Origin of the sequence: Shewanella marinintestina (assembly GCF_023283845.1) — a bacterium.
GTDB classification, from domain to species: Bacteria; Pseudomonadota; Gammaproteobacteria; order Enterobacterales; family Shewanellaceae; genus Shewanella; species Shewanella marinintestina.
The window spans coordinates 79396-96758 of sequence record NZ_JAKILC010000008.1 but is presented as its reverse complement, the minus strand read 5'-3'; the positions used below and the strand labels follow the sequence as shown (position 1 = coordinate 96758).

The window sequence follows — 17363 nt, the reverse complement described above, 5'->3', positions numbered from 1 at the left end:
TAAGCCAAACAAACCTAATTCCGCGCAACTTTAGCCCAAGTGACTTAAATGAACTTTAAACACTTACAAATTTTGGGAGATTTTAGCGTAGTTCCTATCGACGCAAGGTCAGACCTGCGGCGGACTTTGCTTACTTATAGCGCCATGAGTCTTCACTGATTGCTTATTTAGACTCAAAATAAACCTAAAGCCGATGGCACTTAAAGCTAAAGTCGACACAATTGCGGCTCCGCTTGGCAAATCTAAACTCGCCGACAACACCAAACCTGCAATATAACCAACCAAACCAACTGCATAGGCCCAAAACAATTTATAGCGTCCATAAAAATGATTTACGGCCAATGCTGGGAGAATCAAGCTACTAAATACTAAATACACACCTACGAGCTCTACCGATAAGGTAATGACAATGGCAAAGATCAGATAAAAAGCGCGACCGCTAAGTAGCTCAGGCTTATAAATCAATGCCGCCAAAATCGCGATATAAAGACAAGCAGGTAAAATTAACTGGCTCCAACTCACCCATAAGATTTGCCCAGACATCAGCTCTTTGAGCATTTCTGCGCCATGGGGATCATTAGACAGTAATAACATAGCGGCCACAGCAGCAAGTACATAGAAGCAACCAATGATCGCCTCTAACTCATCAGCCATACGTTTGGATAACCAAGCAATAAAACCAGCACCTGCTATAGCAAATATTGCAGGCATCCACACATTTGAAAATGGCAAAGCTTCAATATCATGATTCAAATGACCAACGATGGCGCCCAATGCAGCAACTTGCGCAATGGCTAAATCGATAAAAATAATACCGCGCTTTAATACCTGTTGCCCAAGAACCACATGAGTCGATAGCACTAGGACGCCCGCTACAAAAGCAGGAAACAAGATAGACAGCAGATCGAGATCAAACATAACTAGACTCTTATCAAAATGAAGAAAACCAGGACGAAGCCCGTCCATTGGCTCCGTCCTAGGGGCATGTAATCTGACATTTAAGGCCAGATTACATGAGTAGCAAAAGCTAGTTTTTAGCGCTCAACAGCATATCGATTGCACTATCATATAGGCTAAATAGATCAACGCTCTGATCGTTTCCTCCTACAGACATTGGCAATACCAACACAGGTAGATCTGAGCGCTCAGCTAGCCACTCTGCACCACGTTCACTTTGATACGAGGCGATGACAATCGCTAAAATATCTCCTTGCTTAGTCCGGCTCAATAAGCTGGCTAAATGTGAGCTGCTTGGTGGGATCCCAGGCTTTGGCTCTAGATCAGCAACTTGCTCTATGCCTATCCAATTAAAGAGATATTTAAAGCTAGAATGATACGCAATCACCTTGCTACCTTGTAGCGGCTTAGCTTTCGCTTCCCAGTTAGGGATCGCTGCTTGCCAACGCTGACTAAAGCTTACCAAAGCCGCTTCATATTCAGATTCAGCTTGTGGATCTAACTGGATCATCTTATTTGTTAGCGCCTTAGCAACATCTAACATGCGAACCGGATCGAAGTGTAGATGCGGGTTACCCTTTGCGTGTACATCACCCATAGAGCGGTCAACTGAAGTTAATTGATCTAACGTTTCAATTTGCTCTGCTGCAAAAAATAAACCTTGGTCGGTTGAGCGCACTTTAGCGTTAGCAGACTTCATCTGTAACATTGGCAACCAACCCACCTCTAAGTCTGCACCCGCACAAATAGCTAGATCCGCTTGGCGCATCTTAGCAATAAGACTCGGACGAGCCTGGACTTGATGCGGATCTTGCATCGCAGTAGTAGCCGAATAGATCTTCGCATCAGGAGCCAACTCTTTTGCCAATGCCGCATATTCCGGTTCACAAGCAAAAATGTTTAACTCGGCTGCGGCGTTATTAGCCACGCCCATGGTTAACGCTAATGTTAACGCCTTAACGCCTTTTGATAAAAACTGCTTAGAATTGATGCGCACCGTGAGCCCCCAGAGTCATGACATATTGTAGAGTGATGATGTTGTCATCTTCGAAGCCATCAAAGTTCGTACCCTGCTGATTGGTGTATTGCAGACGCACAGTAGAAAAGTGACTGTGGTGCCAAGCAAGACTCACTTCAGTCTCTTTCAACTTTTGTGGATCAAAATGATCGCCATGCATCATTTGGGTATCAACTTGACCATAGCGAACACCTGCAGACCAATGTGGTGAGAACTGATAAACACTGCTTAAGTACCAACCGTCTTGGTAATCTTTACCCTCTTCATCATGGCCATGTTCTTCATGTTCATCATGGTGCTCTTCCAGTGGCTGAAAGTCTGTCACACGAAAATATTCACCGCTTAAGGTTAGGTGTTGGTATTTGTAATTACCATTAGGTGCCCACTTATAAACAAAGTCAGCTACATAGGTATTTTCACCTGTGTACTGTGCACTGTGACTATGGTCGTGACCATGATCTTCATGGCCTTCTGGCTCAGAATGATCGTGCTCATCTGCAGTCATTCGGCCATTTTCGTTACGCAAGTAACTTAAGCCTGCCTGCCATGAACCATTATCACCTACATCACCACCTAGCTTAGTAAATGCGGTATACACGCCAATATTTTCATAATCGCGCTCACCGTGCTCATCTGCTGCACGCATGTTGTCACCTTTAAAGGCTTCTACACCCATGGTCCAATATAGATCCGTTGGTGCGACATAGCTAAAACGCACACCATCATCAAAGTAATGGCTACCTAAAAAGGCACGGTATGCTGCAGGGCGGTCTGAAAATGAGTCTGTATGTACATGTTGGTTATTTAGGTAACCAATATCTGACAAGAAACGACCGGCACGTATAGACAACCCACCAGGCATGGCTAAAGTTTGAATAAAGGCTTCTTCTAATCCAATCTCAGTTTCACCATCATGCATCTCCACAACAGCAGTTAACTTACCGTAAAACATGTCATCAATATTGGCACTTAACGCAAGTTCAGTATGGCCTAGACCAAATCCTTCAACTCGTTCTGACATCGGTCGTTCACCACTTTGATAGTAGCCATCTAACACCGCACTAATTGCCGGGTTAGTTAATGTAGGATCACTCGCTAACGCCTGAGTTGAAATAAGTGCGCACGCCGCTGCTACGCCAGAAAGACGCATAGTTGAAATAGTCATTTTTTTCTCCGAAATACAGCTAAGCCTTCCCCATGGGAATACTTTAAAAAATTCTTAATTATTGTTTGGTATGAAGAGTTACGCTGATGCTGGAGGGGCGCGGCTATTGAAAAAACTCACATGACGTGAGTAAGACGTTGGGAGGATGTACTCTTGTCTCTCAACTTCCTGACGCTCAATAGCAATGGTTAAATCACAACTAGGCAACAGGTTATTGACCTGGTGTTGGTGATAACACAGAGTACAATGGTTTTTAGCGCCATCGTCCAAATGACTCAGACTATGAGCGGACGCTGCAAATGACAGGCACAGGAATACGGCTAGAAGCCCCATTACCAGTTTCTGCTTTACGCTACTCATTCGAATCACAGTGTTAACCTTATGTGTTAAAACGTCGACAAGTGTATTGGGCTGACAAATGAAGTCAAGTCCTGATCGTGTTAAAGCATCGACTCAAAGCGTTACAAAGTGTTTGTGATTAGGATCACTGAAACTTGAATGGCATTTAATACTGACTTAAGCTCTAAACACTAATATTGCTAGCATGAACAGGTATCATAGCGATATTTGACAAGAGTTTATCTATTAAAAGGCGCAATTATCATGCTTGAATTTATTCGCTCAAACCTAAAGCTTATCATCATGACTACGCTGTTTTTTGTTGCAATACTGGGTGGAATTTATTACGTAGAAGCAGCACTTGAAGCCCAAGTTCAAGTTATTGATTAAGCTAATAGTTTAATTCTCTGATGGCCCTATGCCATCAGAGATTGTATTACCTGAAAGTTATCTGAGTACCACTCACAGACTAAGCTTGCTTACATAAATCTAAGCCATGCTAAACGCTAACTTGCAGGCTTTACTGCATTTCAAAACTTAACTCACCAGAACTACCAGCCAAAAACACTAACCAATAAGCTTTAGTCGCGGTATTTTTTTAAATGCTCGCTATTATCGACAATTTCAACTTCTGGTGCTTGGGTCACTTTCAAGTTATCCACTAAGTGAACAACCAGCATCAACATAGAAGAGAAGATAGCGACTGGCACACCAACAGTTCTAGCACCCTCATCAAAGTAGCTCCACGCAAATAAAATCACCGCGGCATAAAAGCTGATAATTTTAACCCAAGATAACATGACACTTTTGCCTAACCACGCCTGACAAAAAGGACATTCAATCTCAGTACTCAAGCCTTTGCCTCTTTGGTTTTCAATTTTATCTATCGCAAATGATTTAGAACAATGGGCACATATCACTAGAGATCTCTCTTTTCAGCTTTATAAAAATGTTGGGACCCAATAGCGGGGCGCAAAAGTTTAGCAGATTTAGCAGGCTATTCACGCTTTTGTTTCTCGGTTTAGCAATAACAAATCGACAGTTTTCAAAAGCCGTAATATTATTACTAGATCCTGGGAACTAACGGAAACACCAAATGCAAAATTTGCTCCCCAAACTTTTACTTATTATTTTGTGCTTTTGCTCTTTTGCATCATCAGCAGAGAATACTGAGTTAGCGAATAACCTGAATAAAATACAGTCATTAATTGATAATGACGTTAAAGCGCTGCCTAGCACAAAAGGCGAAATTAAGAACTTTCTTGAGTACCGTATTGGTCGCAATGCGAGCTTGCTGCAAGAAACCCTAAAAGAGCAAATGGATACAACAAATCCAGATATTGCTTTTTTAAAGCCATACATTGTTAAACAACTTGCCTTTACTAATGCTGTAGAAGCTTATTTTGCCAAGCAAAAAGCAGAGTTAATGGGTGAAGCGGGACCAGGTAGCGATCGCAAGATCATGCTTGGTTTAATGCAGATCCAGCGTGAGCAAGACAAATTATTCACTTCAGAACACGAACTACTAACCTGGGCAAAAACTGCTGGGATCAATGTAGACGCTGAAACCCAAGCTTTTATTGCGGCACTAACTTCTCGTGCAGATGACTTAAATAGCTTTGTTTACTATAACCAAGAACGTCTAAGCCAAGCTGTGGCCGATGTGCAAATTGCTGGCGCTGATGTTAGCGCAGATCAAAAGTCTTTAGTTGTTGAACTTAAAGAGCGTTTAGATCAAAGCTCAAGCAGCCTAAACTCAACTATTGAGATCTTAGACGCTTACGGTCAAAACACAGCCCTTTACAAGCAAACATTGTTTAGTGTGTCAGGTGATATCACCCAAGACGTATTAAACTTTGACGTTGCAAGTAACTTGCTGACTGAATGGATGACGATTGCTAAAACGCAGGCTATGGAAAATGGCGCAGGTATTATGTTCAAGCTGATCATTTTCTGCTTGATCTTATTCCTTTCAAGCTTGATTGGTAAAGTCGCCAAGCGCGTAGTTCAAAAGGCTGTAAGTAACTCTAAGCTTAAATTTAGCATGCTGTTACAAGACTTCTTTATCTCGCTATCTGGCAAAGTGGTATTCGCACTTGGTCTGTTGATTGCCTTATCGCAGCTTGGTTTTGAACTTGCACCGTTACTAGCCGGTTTCGGTATTGCCGGTGTGATCATTGGTTTTGCATTGCAAGATACACTATCTAACTTCGCATCTGGCATGATGATTTTAGTCTACCGTCCATTCGACGTTGGCGATCTGATCAATGCAGGTGGTGTTACAGGGCGTGTAAGCCACATGAGCTTAGTTTCAACCACAATTAAGACTCTGGATAACCAAAGACTGATTGTGCCAAACAACAAGATTTGGGGCGATACAATCAACAACATCACTGTTGAGCATCAACGTCGTGTGGATCTGACTTTTGGTATTGGTTATGGCGATGATATCGAGCACGCTGAAAAAGTGTTACGTGATATCGTAATGGCGCATCCATTAGTGCTAAAAGATCCGGAGCCAACTATCAAGCTTCACACGCTTGGTGAATCTTCTGTCGACTTTATCGTTCGCCCTTGGACTAAGCCTGAAGATTATTGGGATGTTTACTGGGATATTACTCGTACCGTTAAAATGCGCTTTGACGCTGAAGGTATTAGTATTCCGTTCCCACAGCGCGATGTACATATTTACCAAACAGCACTAGAAAAGTAATTCTAGGCTAACAAAAAAGCCCCGAAAACTTAGGTTGTCGGGGCTTTTTTGTATCAGTGTCTATCCCAGCTAAGCTAGGCCAACAATATCGCCGTTATCGTTAATATCAATGTTTAAATAACCAGGCTTGATTCCCAATCCCGGCATAGTCATCACCTGCCCGACTAAAGCAGTAACAAAACCCGCACCAGCGTTTAATCTTAGCTCGGTGATCGGTAATTCAAAGTCTGTAGGGATCCCTTTAATATCAGGATCATGACTAATCGACATCGGGGTTTTAGCAACACAAATTGGTAGAGCACTATAGTTATGCTCAGTTAACCAAGCTAGCTGTGACTTAGCTTTATCAGACAATGTCACACCTGATGCACCATAACCGACTTCGGCTAATGTCATAAGCTTAGCTTCTAAGCTCGACTCATTGTTATAAAGCAATTTAAAGTCAGATGCGGTTTCGGTAGCTCGGTAAACCAAATCAGCCAGCTTAGCAGCACCTTCAGCACCTTTAGCAAACGCTTCACTGACTTCACAGCCAAACGCCTTTGTTTGCCCTATACGCTGAGTTAGCCACTCAAGTTCGGCATCGGTATCTGTTGGGAAGCGGTTAATCGCCACAACAACAGGTGCGCCATACTGGCTGACATTGTTAATATGCCACTCTAAATTCGCAAAACCAGCCTCTAGTCTTGCACTATCTGCTTGGTTAATGTCATTTGTAGACTCAATGCCGCTATTGGCTTTTAGCGCCTTTAACGTTACAACCACAACTGCCGCACTAGGGGAATAACCCGATTCTCTAACTTTGATATTACTGAACTTCTCAAAGCCCATATCAGAGCCAAACCCAGCTTCTGTAACTACAACATCAGCCAATTTGGCAGCGATGGTATCGGCAATTATTGACGAGTTACCATGAGCAATGTTGGCAAAAGGCCCTGCATGAATAAAGCACGGGTCACCAGAGAGAGTTTGCATTAGCGTCGGTTCGATCGCATCAGCCATAATCACAGTCATCGCGCCTGCGACACCTAGATCTTCAGCGGTGATCGGCTCACCTTGTGTATTAAGTGCCAATACTAAACGGCCGATACGTAATCGTAGATCGTGAAGATCTCGACTTAACGCCAAGATCGCCATCAATTCTGATGCTGCAGTAATATCAAAACCGGAATCATGAACCGGCCCATTAAATGCGCCATAGCCGACTTTAATTTCTCTAAGACTGCGCTCATTATGATCAACTACACGACGCCAAAGAATATTATTAGCGTCGATATTTAACGCTGCTAAGCCAGACTCTTGGGTGAAAGTCTCGGCACCTAAACGATGCTCATGGAACAAACGAGCATCAATTGCTGCTGCTGCCAAGTTATGAGCACTGCTCACAGCATGAATGTCACCAGTGAGGTGTAAATTAAGTTCTTCCATTGGTACTACTTGAGCAAAACCGCCACCAGCAGCGCCCCCTTTAGTACCAAAAACCGGACCAAGACTCGGCTGACGAATACAAGCACATGCTTTAACACCGTTATAATTTAACGCCTGTGTTAAACCGATAGTGGTTACTGTTTTACCCTCACCAAAAGGAGTTGGTGTTACCGCCGTAACAATCACTAGCTTGGCATTTTTTTTATCGGCAAGCCGCTTAGCCACATTTAACGATACTTTGGCTTTATTAGCGCCATGTAAAGAGAGTTCGTCTGGCTTTAAGCCTAACTCGGTAGCAATTTGGACTATGGGTAAACAAGCATGTTGGCGCGAAATTTCAATATCTGACAGCATTCGAATGGTTCCACGTTCTGTTTTTATGTAGGGTAGGCTTTTCGGGGGCAATATAGTTGATCTCCCTCATAGGTTAAATAGTCAGCTAACGCTATTTTAGCGTTTTGGAATCTACGTCAACAAAGTCAGTAAGGAAACACCATGCAACAAAGCATAATGCCGCTATCGGATTTTATCGCGGGCTTTTGGCGAACCGCCGATTGGGACATGAATCCCCAGCAACGCTTAGCATTGATCCAAGGTTATTTAGAGCTTGGGGTTTACACTATGGATCATGCCGATATTTATGGTGGCTACCAATGTGAAAGCTTATTCGGTGAAGCCTTGGCATTAGCTCCTGCGCTGCGCGATAAAATACAGATAGTCAGTAAGTGTGGCATCTGTTTAGCCACAGATAACAATCCCAATGTTTACCTTAATCACTACAACACCACTACAGAACATATTGTCGCGAGCGCTGAAACATCGCTTAAAAGGCTAAAGACTGATTACCTAGACTTATTGCTTATTCACCGACCTGATCCTCTTATGGATGCTGATGCCGTTGCTGCCGCTTTTAACCAGTTGCAACAAGATGGCAAGGTACGACACTTTGGTGTATCTAACTTTACACCACAGCAATTTGATCTGCTGCAGTCACGAGTCGATCAAAAATTAGTTTGTAACCAAGTGGAAATATCGCCGAGTAATATGAGTGCACTGCATGACGGTACGCTCGATCATTGCCAGCAACATCAACTAGCACCAATGGCTTGGTCATGTTTAGGTGGTGGTAATATATTTACAGCCAAGGATCCACAATCACTTAGACTGCGCGCAACCTTAGCTACAATAGCCGATGAAATTGGCGCCGAGAATATAAGCCAAGTCATTTATGCTTGGGTTCGTGCCTTACCAAGTAAGCCTCACCCTATTATTGGGAGTGGTAATATTGAACGCATCATCTCAGCGGTGAAAGCACGTGAGCTTAGCTTAACTCGTCAACAGTGGTTTAGTATTTGGCAAGCATCGACAGGTCACGGTGTCCCTTAAAATTACAGTTAACACTTACTGCTAAATTTAGATCAAAAAAGGCGCTAATAGCGCCTTTCCTTAACTCATTTGACCCTAAGCCACTTTAAAGATAAGTGATCTCGCCACTCAAATGTGGTCGTCGACCTTTTTGATCTCTCAGCTCAAACACGGTTTTATCTTCAAGTTGGTCAGCAGCAAAGGTCACATTGCTTGGCATAAATAATGGCAGTTTAAAAGCAACATCAATTTTACATGGTTTGTCGCTAATGCTCGGCATTAGCTGTGCAATACAGCGTCCTTTCGACCACATGCCATGAGCAAGTACACGATCAAAGCCAAAGCGCTTCGACATCACTGGATGTAAATGGATCAGGTTATAGTCACCAGAAGCCTTAGCATAACGGCGCCCCAAATCTTCAGCTAAGCTCCAACTTACAGGCTCTTCCCATGCCATATCAGTGCCTTTAGGTGGGCGCACTCGCTTAGTTTTCCCTTCGATACGGTAAAGATAAGTCGATAACGACTCCCACACTAACTCACCTTCAACATAAGCTTTAGAAACAAGTTCAAATTCCAAGCCAGAGTCTGTCATACGGCTAGTGGTTAACGCACATTGAATATCGAACTTCTCATCCACTTGGCAACTACGGTACATGGTGATGCTGTTCTTTAAATGGATCATTCCTAGCAATGGGAATGTTATTGCCTCATGGGTAAAAATCACCGCGTGCAACCTAAACGCCATTACATATAAGTAAGTTGGCGGAAGAGTTTTGCCATCAAACTCAAAGCCACACACTTTAGCGTACTGAGTCACTTTATCAGCCGTTAGCGTCACATTCGGGCTGGTGATCTTAATCATTGGCAGCGGCAGTTCATCCCAGCCAGGCTTACGCCCAAAAAATATTTTGCGATAAAGCGTAAATAGTGACGGCAACGCCTTTAAATCGATACTGTATTCTTTATTCAAACCAATAAGACCCTTCAAAATAACACGGGAAACAAAAATTAAGCGGCGTATTATACATCAAAACCCGCAAACCCGATAATCGCACTATCACAAGATGACCTTTTAACCTCTATAGGCAAGACTGCTTCCAGCAATTTTTAGCTTTTATTCCAAAAGGTTGCAAATAATATTGCACACTCTTTTGTCCCACTAAATGGCCTGCGCCAACGACCACAAATAGAGGCTTAGCCGTAGAGGATGATTGCATTAAATCGATAATCCCTTGAGCCATGGTTTCATTACGCCCCCACAGCATCTTCTCAACCATTTGCGTTTCGCCATTACGCAACATCTCACCTTCCATTAAATCGGCAAGCTCTGCTTCATTGCCGCTGCGCCACGCAGTTATTAACTTCAGCATATCTGAATCTGGTGCTTCAATAGCTTCAGTTACCATTTGCCATTGAGTCTTAGTATCAAAAGACGCCAATAGTTTAAATTGAAACTCGGTGCTTTCTAGTTCGTACACTGGCTTAGAGCCTGCTTGGCTAACCAGTACAGCGTCAATACCATATTCTCCGCTGTAGCCTAGAGCAGCGTACCGCCCAACACTGAGCTGCATCGACTGCAACCAAGGCGCATAATTCTCTAATGCAGCGCACTGTCGTTGTTTATCTTGGCAATAAGCTGTCATGACATTTTTAGTTTGCTGATCCATTGCGAGTTTGCCCGTACCATACTTGGCAAGTAACTCAGCCACGTTAGCACCTCTTACGTCAGCTTCAACAACCAAACCTGCCGATTGCGTAAAAGCACGCTCAATAGGTTTAGGCAATGGATAAAAGCTGGCATCCCCAACATGAATTGAACCTAGCAAATATGCGGTTTGTCCTAGGTAATCTATTTGATAAAAAGGAGGTTTATCGTTTGGCGCAGCACTCACCGCCATAGAAATTGAAATTAAGCTTAACCAAACTAAACTGAATAAACGCCTAACGGCACTTGTTGCTATCATCCTCGCCCCTTATAATTCAGCAAAATTTCTATTTGAGAGGCTGTTATGCCACACACACAGGTTATTGAGCAACTAAAAGCCAGTTTGCAAACCGCCTACCGCCAAGCTATTGATGCAGACACTAGACTCGACGAGCTTAAAAAAGCTGGTCACGTGAAATTTGATACTATTTTTCAAGAGTCTGAAGGCTTTACCACGAAGAGCAATCGCTTCACGCCATACGTGCAAGAGCTTGCTATTGATATGGAAAGCTTTACTCAAGATCCAGAGTCACTTGCTGCTGCATTAGAAAGTTATATTCCTAAGCTTGGTTTATTACTGCAAACCATGCAGGCATTTAAATCTAACGCTAAGTAATACCAATTCAGTACAAAGATATAGTCCTCAGCGAGAGTTTAGCAGCTTTGAAACAAGGCAAAGAGCATAACTGAACTAAGGTTAAGCTCGTTAACACGGCGTCATAGTCGCTAAAACTCGCCAGTCGGCGTGTTTTTAGCTACCGACTTCAATCGTTGAAGACGCTTTTCAAAGGGATAACCATTCTTTCAGCTATTCCGCTTGAATTTAGTTTGTAAAAATCCCTCTGAGCAAACCAACGTTTTGTAATGAACGATATTATATTCTATATATCAATCCGTTATATGTGTAACGGATTGATATCTGTCATCTAACTGTCACACCTGTGTCATAGAATTTTCGGCCTCACTCATATTTGGTTGGAAATAATGCCCGCTATCAATCTTGCTCTTGAACTCGACAAAATCATCGATAAGGAAAGAATTAAAGCGGTTTTCCAGCCCATTTGTAATATCTCAACTCATCAAATTCATGGCTTTGAAGCACTCAGCCGTGGCCCTGAGCATAGTCCACTGTTTTCACCTGTTCCATTATTTAAGACAGCCGCTTATGAAGGACGTTTATCTGAACTAGAAAACTTGTGTCGACGGATCTCGATTCAACAGTTCAAAAATACCCAATTACCCGGCAAATTATTCTTAAATATTTCACCTAAAGCATTACTAGAACCTAATCATGCCAAGGGGCTGACCCTAAGCTTAGTGCAAGAACTGGGATTACAACCATCTCAAGTGGTCATTGAACTATCTGAACAATATCCAGCTGATGACATTGACCTATTAAAATCATGTTTAAATCACTACCGAAGCCAAGGCTTCTTAACGGCTATTGATGACTTGGGTGCAGGATATTCAGGCTTACGTTTATGGTCTGAGCTCGCTCCAGATTATGTAAAAATCGACCGCCATTTTATAGAATCAATTGATACTTCATCGGTAAAGCAGGAATTTGTTCGCTCAATCATTGCTCTATGCCAAAACCTAAGCTGCAAAGTCATTGCTGAAGGGATAGAAACACAGGCTGAATTGGCGGTTCTTAAGCAATTAGGCATTATCTATTGCCAAGGTTTTTTACTGGGTCGACCAAAAACCTCTCCTGACCGACATATTCCTTTTAGCCCTATCCTTGACCCCGTTAGCCCTAGAGTTCGCTTTGCCGAGTCAGCAGAAAGCCTATGCACTAAAGCCATAACTTGCCAATTTGATAGCAAGCTTAAGTTGATAGGAGACATATTTAATCAGCATCCTAATCTACAGGCCATTGTAGTGATGCGTAATGATGCAGTGATAGGTATGGTATTAAGAAGCCAAGTAATTGAATTATTTAGCACACCCTATGGCCGCGCTCTTCATGAGCACAGAGCGGTAAATGAAGTCATCACTGCTGAACTTATTCGCATTGAAGCCGATATGCCTATTTCACAAGTGAGCCTGCGACTCACCGATGATTCAACCGACCTTGTCGTGCAGCAATTTATTATCTTAAAACATGGTCAACTATTAGGCATTGGCCACACCAAAGATCTATTGGCAAAAATTACCGAACAAAAGATTGCGGTCGCACGCCACGCAAATCCCTTAACTGGGCTAGCAGGAAATATTCCGATTCAAGAAGAACTACAACGATTACGGCTACAAAAAAAGCCCTTTTACCTCGCCTATTTCGATTTGTCGCACTTTAAACCTTATAACGATATTTACGGGTTCTGCCGTGGCGATGAAGTGATAATGGAAGTTTCTCGTTTACTGCAACGTCAGCAAAGTAGTGACAACTTTATTGGTCATGTTGGCGGAGATGATTTTGTCATCATCAGTACCAGCACGGAAATAACCCAGCAAGCAGAGCAAGTGATTGCCGATTTTGAAACCAATAAATCACTGTTCTATTCGAAAAAACATTGGCAAGAGAAACAAATGCTAGCGGAAGATAGGAAGGGAGTGCATTGTTATCATGAGCTTATCTCTCTCAGCGCCGGCATATTGCCGCCAGAAATCACCATAAATTGTAATGAGCACCAATTATCACTCTACAGTGCCAAAGCAAAAAAACAGGCTAAGCAAGCGTCAAACTCACTTAGCCTGTTTCAGCTAGAGACTAGTCATGTGGCCTAAATCGCAGCACTTATAGCTTTGGTGCAACCGTCTTTTTAAGCCAAGATGTCAGCAATGCGTTTTCATAGCGATATGGTTTATCATTCATTTTATTAATTGAATACATAAAGCCCATATCAGTCAGCTTTTCATCTCCTGCCATTATCACCTTATCGCCTTCAAGCACTTTATAGCTGAAGGTAATACGTGGCGGATAAATATCTTTTACTACTCGTAAATCATTTGGCGTAGCACCAAATGTAGGCCTAACATCGCCAGCCAAATCTAAGTCTGTCACCACCAACTCAAGTTTCTGCTCAGGTTCAAGAATACGACTGGCTTCTTTATTTAAGTTTTTAGTTATTTGGTCAAAAGTGCGCTTTTCAAAGCGAGACTGGATATCACTGGCGGCTCGAATATCACGAAAACTACTGGGATCTTGCCACTCAACTTTAACAACACCGCTTTCGGTAACAGGGTTTTCAACTACGTCATCAGCTGCCCAAACAGCGCTAGATGCGAATATGCTCGCAACTAAAATATGTTTTCTTTTCATCAGTGCCTCCACCGCTTAACATCACCGTCATTAACTCATTAACTCATTAACTCATTAACTCATTAACTCATTAACTCATTAACTCATTAACTCATTAAACTGTACAATACTAAACCTGTATCATTGCTTAATTTAAAGTTTGTTTCGACAAGTTATACCGTTAAATAATCAATAAATCCTAATATAAGTAGACCATACAATAGCCGAACTAGTTGCATCAAATTGCATCAATATTCTATCTAGATCTCGTACTCACCTTTAGATTTGCTTTCTCAAACTCAGGCTTTAAGCTAAAACAATAGTCCTATTGTCGTTAAAGTTACCTATCATGCAAAAGTTCATTCCTGTTCTGTTTGTCAGCCTACTCTTTGTCGGTCTCGCCGCTGCAATTTATAGTATTCAACAGTCAGAGACCTCTTCAGGGCCAGAGACTTGGTCAGCATTTATCTATAAAAATGGTTATAACTCTGGCAAGTATGAGATGAAGCATGACTTTACTGATTACCCCAGTTGCAAAACGTACGCACAACAAGAGTCAGCTAAGTTTGATGGTGTAACCTGGGAATGTGGCCTGAACTGTCGATTCGACTCTATGCGCCAAGGTTTTCATTGCGAAACCATGGTCAACGATTGATAGTTCATTACAGCCAATGACTAAAGCCTCTGTAAGCCCATAGATATCAAACGCTCATGCCAAACTATTCTGGTTGATCACATAAGTTAACCGCTAGCGTTAATCTAATGCTTCACAAGCTAGATTCAAGCTAACCTCTAACCCCACCCCGCCCTGTCGATTTTTTGTTCAGCTTTGATACAAGTTGTATCCGTTAATATAGCCTCCAAGTTAACAAGCACCTGATTGAAGTGTGCATTAGCCTACTCAACAAGCGTTAAAGAGTCCGCTAATAGCCAACACATCAAAAATGTCATTGATTTAATTGTTTGGAGTTTACTATGCACAATTCAACTATTACCCGCATTCCATTTTCAGGTCGAATGGCTATTGTGGCGCTACTTGTAAGTACTTTTGTTTTTATCGGCCAAGCCAATGCTGAAGAATTTACAGCTAAAGAAAAAGCGGCGATTGCGGAACACCACGAAATTATAGATAGGCAGCTTACTAAATCTGAACAATCTATTGAGTCAGACCTGCAGTCAGAGTTTGATCAACAAATAGAAGAATCTGAGCAAGAATTTATGCAACTTGCGTGTACAGCACACGGCTTAGAGTTTGATGAAACTACCGAGGTGTGCTTTGAATAAAGCCAATATCAACAACCGTAAAGATACAAAAAACGAGGCTAATGCCTCGTTTTTATTCGCTCTTGTCTAACGCTTTATTTTAGAAAGGGAAAGCTGCACTGAGTAGCGGATATGTCGCTTTTAGCTGCTTCTTCTTATGAGAAAACTTTTTGCCTGCAGGTGTAGCCTGACCAGAAGGCACATAAGGTAACTCATCGTCTCCACGCTCTTCATATAGCTGGCCAGCGATTAAATCGTACTCATCAAGAAACGGATACGCATAACCATCTTTTTCAGGCCAAAGCTCAAGCTTGCCTAGCTCATCAGGTGATTCGACGACTTTATCGTACCAGTCTTGACCTAATGAAATTAAGAAACAGCGAAACTCTGCAAAGGCATATTCTGAATCACAACCAGTGACTATATAAGCCGCGCCCCAAACAGACCAAGAGTATGTTCGACGCATCTGCTGCCCAAATATTTTATCAAAATCGCGCAACTCTTCATTGCTTAACGGACTTAGCTTTTGCTTTAAAGCTTCAGCAAGTTCAGTTTGATCTTGTTGTGGGGATGTTCGGGTTACTAATTCCCAAAACTCAGACTCTGTCATCGGATCCTCTAATCGTACGGTTTTATTGGCGCTATTCTAACGTATTAGTCAGCTCTATAGCTAAACAATATCAATTAGTCAGTTTAAGCACTTAATACTGATGTAGACGTAACTACTGGTTTTTTTTACACTCCACATCACACTTTTATATAAAGCGGCGTTAAGTACCTCATGAGCAAACCACATCCACTGTTAGCTATCTTTATGTTTATTTATGCTTTACTAGCAGTTGCCGCGCTTTGGCGCACATTTACCATGCAGACCTTCGATCTACTCACCTTAGGTGTCTTTCCGGTTCTTTATGGGTTAATCACTCGTCAATTTTGGGCTGCAGTGGTACTAAAAATCTACTTAGCAATCCAAACGGTGGCACTGTTAGCACTAGCAACGGCTGCCGTTATCGCCTATCAAATCACTCCTGAAGATGTAAAAGTGATTTATCAAGGCCGAAATATCCCTATTAGTGGCATTGTCGTTACCGCGGTTATTGTAATGAGCTTTCAATATTGGATCGCCTTTAGTCACAAGACTCGAGAATACTTAAACAGCAAAACCACTAGTAACATTAACTAGATAGCCTCTATTTATCTCACCACTAAAGTCCGTGCCGCTAACTTGATAAGCAGCACGGCTTAACGTACCGTAGCGCCATAACAATACTTATAAAACGGTAATATATTTATGAGCCATTTACAGCCCAGCGAATTGTCCATCCTATTGGTAGAGCCCTCAGATACGCAACGAAAGATTATTTGCCAACGCCTAGAGCAAGAAGGTGTAAAGCTTATTCAGACAGCGACAAATCTTGCAGAAGCCATGCAAATAATTAATCGCCACCAACCAGACTTAGTTGCTAGCGCCATGCATTATGCCGACGGCACTGCTTTAGAGTTGCTACAGCAAATCAAGTCATCAGCTCACTTCAGCGATATCCAATTTATGCTAGTTTCAAGCGAATGCCGCCGTGAGCAGCTGGAACAATTTAGACAATCGGGTGTAGTAGCTATTTTACCGAAGCCTTTTAGCGCAGAACATTTGGGGAAAGCGCTCAATGCCACCATTGATCTGCTAACCCACGATGAGTTGGATCTAACCCACTTTGATGTGCAAGATCTACGAGTCTTAGTGGTTGATGACAGCAAGATGGCGCGTAATATTATTAAGCGCACCATTACTAATTTGGGACTGCGCATGATCACCGAGGCACAGGACGGCCAGCAAGCGATTGAGCTCATGCAGCAACAGATGTTCGACTTAGTGATCACAGACTACAACATGCCCAGTGTTGATGGCTTAGCCCTGACTCAGTTTATCCGTAACGATAGTCAACAATCGCATATTCCGATTTTAATGGTGTCATCAGAAGCCAATGAAACTCATTTGAGCAATGTCTCACAAGCGGGCGTCAATGCGCTATGCGACAAGCCGTTTGAGCCAAATGTGGTGAAACAGATCCTTTATCAGCTGTTAGAAGAGTAAAAAATTGAGAAATCGCCCCTATTTTTGACTTTAATGCCCATTTCATAGGGTTAAAGCGCTTTTCAAATGCAAAAGCT

Annotated in this window: 19 protein-coding genes; 9 read left to right on the top strand and 10 right to left on the bottom strand. The window is 42.4% G+C overall.

What is annotated here, in order from left to right; all coding sequences use genetic code 11:
• Window positions 1-108 precede the first annotated feature (108 nt).
• The 4 genes from L2747_RS10915 to L2747_RS10900 all read right to left on the bottom strand — a co-directional run bounded on the left by L2747_RS10915 (window position 109) and on the right by L2747_RS10900 (window position 3500).
• Window positions 109-918: a metal ABC transporter permease gene (locus L2747_RS10915; protein WP_248999167.1), complete on the bottom strand. Its 810-nt coding sequence runs from the start codon at window positions 916-918 to the stop codon at window positions 109-111.
• Between the two features lie 109 nt (window positions 919-1027).
• A complete protein-coding gene (locus L2747_RS10910; protein ID WP_428848515.1) occupies window positions 1028-1954 on the bottom strand; it encodes a metal ABC transporter solute-binding protein, Zn/Mn family in 927 nt (308 codons plus the stop codon).
• Window positions 1938-3140, bottom strand: coding sequence for a hypothetical protein (locus L2747_RS10905; RefSeq protein WP_248999062.1), 1203 nt, complete (start codon window positions 3138-3140; stop codon window positions 1938-1940). Before L2747_RS10905 ends, L2747_RS10910 begins: the two co-directional genes overlap by 17 nt.
• 78 nt (window positions 3141-3218) lie before the next feature.
• Window positions 3219-3500 (bottom strand): ABC-type zinc uptake system zinc chaperone, encoded by a 282-nt coding sequence (locus tag L2747_RS10900; RefSeq protein WP_248999061.1) that lies wholly within the window; start codon window positions 3498-3500, stop codon window positions 3219-3221.
• Between the two features lie 243 nt (window positions 3501-3743).
• On the opposite strand from L2747_RS10900, the gene L2747_RS21420 reads away from it, so the two are divergent.
• The gene (locus tag L2747_RS21420; RefSeq protein ID WP_283107261.1) at window positions 3744-3869 is read left to right on the top strand and encodes a hypothetical protein; all 126 of its coding nucleotides are present in this window, start codon (window positions 3744-3746) and stop codon (window positions 3867-3869) included.
• 191 nt (window positions 3870-4060) lie between these two features.
• On the opposite strand, the gene L2747_RS10895 is transcribed toward L2747_RS21420, so the two are convergent.
• Complete coding sequence (locus L2747_RS10895) at window positions 4061-4333, bottom strand: hypothetical protein (protein ID WP_248999060.1); 273 nt, start codon at window positions 4331-4333, stop codon at window positions 4061-4063.
• A 242-nt stretch (window positions 4334-4575) separates the two neighbouring features.
• Between L2747_RS10895 and L2747_RS10890 the strand changes: the two genes are divergently transcribed.
• Complete coding sequence (locus tag L2747_RS10890) at window positions 4576-6192, top strand: mechanosensitive ion channel family protein (RefSeq protein WP_248999059.1); 1617 nt, start codon at window positions 4576-4578, stop codon at window positions 6190-6192.
• 69 nt (window positions 6193-6261) lie between these two features.
• Here L2747_RS10890 and L2747_RS10885 read toward each other — a convergent pair whose 3' ends face one another.
• Window positions 6262-7974, bottom strand: a complete 1713-nt coding sequence (locus L2747_RS10885) for a formate--tetrahydrofolate ligase (RefSeq protein WP_248999058.1) — start codon at window positions 7972-7974, stop codon at window positions 6262-6264.
• A 141-nt stretch (window positions 7975-8115) separates the two neighbouring features.
• On the opposite strand from L2747_RS10885, the gene L2747_RS10880 reads away from it, so the two are divergent.
• A complete protein-coding gene (locus tag L2747_RS10880) occupies window positions 8116-9006 on the top strand; it encodes an aldo/keto reductase (RefSeq protein WP_248999057.1) in 891 nt (296 codons plus the stop codon).
• Between the two features lie 85 nt (window positions 9007-9091).
• Here L2747_RS10880 and L2747_RS10875 read toward each other — a convergent pair whose 3' ends face one another.
• Window positions 9092-9925, bottom strand: a complete 834-nt coding sequence (locus L2747_RS10875) for a MaoC family dehydratase (RefSeq protein WP_428848518.1) — start codon at window positions 9923-9925, stop codon at window positions 9092-9094.
• 142 nt (window positions 9926-10067) lie between these two features.
• Complete coding sequence (locus L2747_RS10870) at window positions 10068-10952, bottom strand: TraB/GumN family protein (RefSeq protein WP_248999055.1); 885 nt, start codon at window positions 10950-10952, stop codon at window positions 10068-10070.
• 45 nt (window positions 10953-10997) lie between these two features.
• On the opposite strand from L2747_RS10870, the gene L2747_RS10865 reads away from it, so the two are divergent.
• Together L2747_RS10865 and L2747_RS10860 are read left to right on the top strand one after the other, a co-directional pair.
• Window positions 10998-11309, top strand: a complete 312-nt coding sequence (locus L2747_RS10865; RefSeq protein ID WP_248999054.1) for a prephenate dehydrogenase — start codon at window positions 10998-11000, stop codon at window positions 11307-11309.
• Window positions 11310-11677: 368 nt separating this feature from the next.
• On the top strand, window positions 11678-13420 hold the full coding sequence (locus tag L2747_RS10860) for a bifunctional diguanylate cyclase/phosphodiesterase (RefSeq protein ID WP_248999053.1): 1743 nt from the start codon (window positions 11678-11680) through the stop codon (window positions 13418-13420).
• A 10-nt stretch (window positions 13421-13430) separates the two neighbouring features.
• Here the strand turns inward: L2747_RS10860 and L2747_RS10855 are convergent, their stop codons facing one another.
• Entirely contained in the window at window positions 13431-13955 is a 525-nt protein-coding gene (locus L2747_RS10855) for a DUF3016 domain-containing protein (protein WP_248999052.1), read from the bottom strand.
• Between the two features lie 328 nt (window positions 13956-14283).
• Here L2747_RS10855 and L2747_RS10850 point away from each other — a divergent pair, with 328 nt between their 5' ends.
• Both L2747_RS10850 and L2747_RS10845 read left to right on the top strand, forming a co-directional pair.
• The gene (locus L2747_RS10850; RefSeq protein ID WP_248999051.1) at window positions 14284-14589 is read left to right on the top strand and encodes a hypothetical protein; all 306 of its coding nucleotides are present in this window, start codon (window positions 14284-14286) and stop codon (window positions 14587-14589) included.
• A gap of 320 nt (window positions 14590-14909) precedes the next feature.
• Window positions 14910-15218, top strand: a complete 309-nt coding sequence (locus tag L2747_RS10845; protein WP_248999050.1) for a hypothetical protein — start codon at window positions 14910-14912, stop codon at window positions 15216-15218.
• Between the two features lie 79 nt (window positions 15219-15297).
• Here L2747_RS10845 and L2747_RS10840 read toward each other — a convergent pair whose 3' ends face one another.
• Window positions 15298-15807 (bottom strand): DUF4240 domain-containing protein, encoded by a 510-nt coding sequence (locus L2747_RS10840; protein WP_248999049.1) that lies wholly within the window; start codon window positions 15805-15807, stop codon window positions 15298-15300.
• Window positions 15808-15978: 171 nt separating this feature from the next.
• Between L2747_RS10840 and L2747_RS10835 the strand changes: the two genes are divergently transcribed.
• Entirely contained in the window at window positions 15979-16380 is a 402-nt protein-coding gene (locus L2747_RS10835) for a hypothetical protein (protein ID WP_248999048.1), read from the top strand.
• Window positions 16381-16488: 108 nt separating this feature from the next.
• Window positions 16489-17286, top strand: coding sequence for a response regulator (locus tag L2747_RS10830; RefSeq protein WP_248999047.1), 798 nt, complete (start codon window positions 16489-16491; stop codon window positions 17284-17286).
• Window positions 17287-17363 lie beyond the last annotated feature (77 nt).

Excerpts from the sequence above, each read along its gene's own strand:
- L2747_RS10850 (WP_248999051.1), top strand. The coding sequence starts at position 14,284 with ATGCAAAAGTTCATTCCTGTTCTGTTTGTCAGCCTACTCTTTGTCGGT.
- L2747_RS10855 (WP_248999052.1), bottom strand. The coding sequence starts at position 13,955 with ATGAAAAGAAAACATATTTTAGTTGCGAGCATATTCGCATCTAGCGCT.
- L2747_RS10885 (WP_248999058.1), bottom strand. The coding sequence starts at position 7,974 with ATGCTGTCAGATATTGAAATTTCGCGCCAACATGCTTGTTTACCCATA.
- L2747_RS10870 (WP_248999055.1), bottom strand. The coding sequence starts at position 10,952 with ATGATAGCAACAAGTGCCGTTAGGCGTTTATTCAGTTTAGTTTGGTTA.
- L2747_RS10845 (WP_248999050.1), top strand. The coding sequence starts at position 14,910 with ATGCACAATTCAACTATTACCCGCATTCCATTTTCAGGTCGAATGGCT.
- L2747_RS10865 (WP_248999054.1), top strand. The coding sequence starts at position 10,998 with ATGCCACACACACAGGTTATTGAGCAACTAAAAGCCAGTTTGCAAACC.
- L2747_RS10830 (WP_248999047.1), top strand. The coding sequence starts at position 16,489 with ATGAGCCATTTACAGCCCAGCGAATTGTCCATCCTATTGGTAGAGCCC.
- L2747_RS10835 (WP_248999048.1), top strand. The coding sequence starts at position 15,979 with ATGAGCAAACCACATCCACTGTTAGCTATCTTTATGTTTATTTATGCT.
- L2747_RS10905 (WP_248999062.1), bottom strand. The coding sequence starts at position 3,140 with ATGACTATTTCAACTATGCGTCTTTCTGGCGTAGCAGCGGCGTGCGCA.
- L2747_RS21420 (WP_283107261.1), top strand. The coding sequence starts at position 3,744 with ATGCTTGAATTTATTCGCTCAAACCTAAAGCTTATCATCATGACTACG.
- L2747_RS10890 (WP_248999059.1), top strand. The coding sequence starts at position 4,576 with ATGCAAAATTTGCTCCCCAAACTTTTACTTATTATTTTGTGCTTTTGC.
- L2747_RS10880 (WP_248999057.1), top strand. The coding sequence starts at position 8,116 with ATGCAACAAAGCATAATGCCGCTATCGGATTTTATCGCGGGCTTTTGG.
- L2747_RS10840 (WP_248999049.1), bottom strand. The coding sequence starts at position 15,807 with ATGACAGAGTCTGAGTTTTGGGAATTAGTAACCCGAACATCCCCACAA.
- L2747_RS10900 (WP_248999061.1), bottom strand. The coding sequence starts at position 3,500 with ATGAGTAGCGTAAAGCAGAAACTGGTAATGGGGCTTCTAGCCGTATTC.
- L2747_RS10860 (WP_248999053.1), top strand. The coding sequence starts at position 11,678 with ATGCCCGCTATCAATCTTGCTCTTGAACTCGACAAAATCATCGATAAG.
- L2747_RS10915 (WP_248999167.1), bottom strand. The coding sequence starts at position 918 with ATGTTTGATCTCGATCTGCTGTCTATCTTGTTTCCTGCTTTTGTAGCG.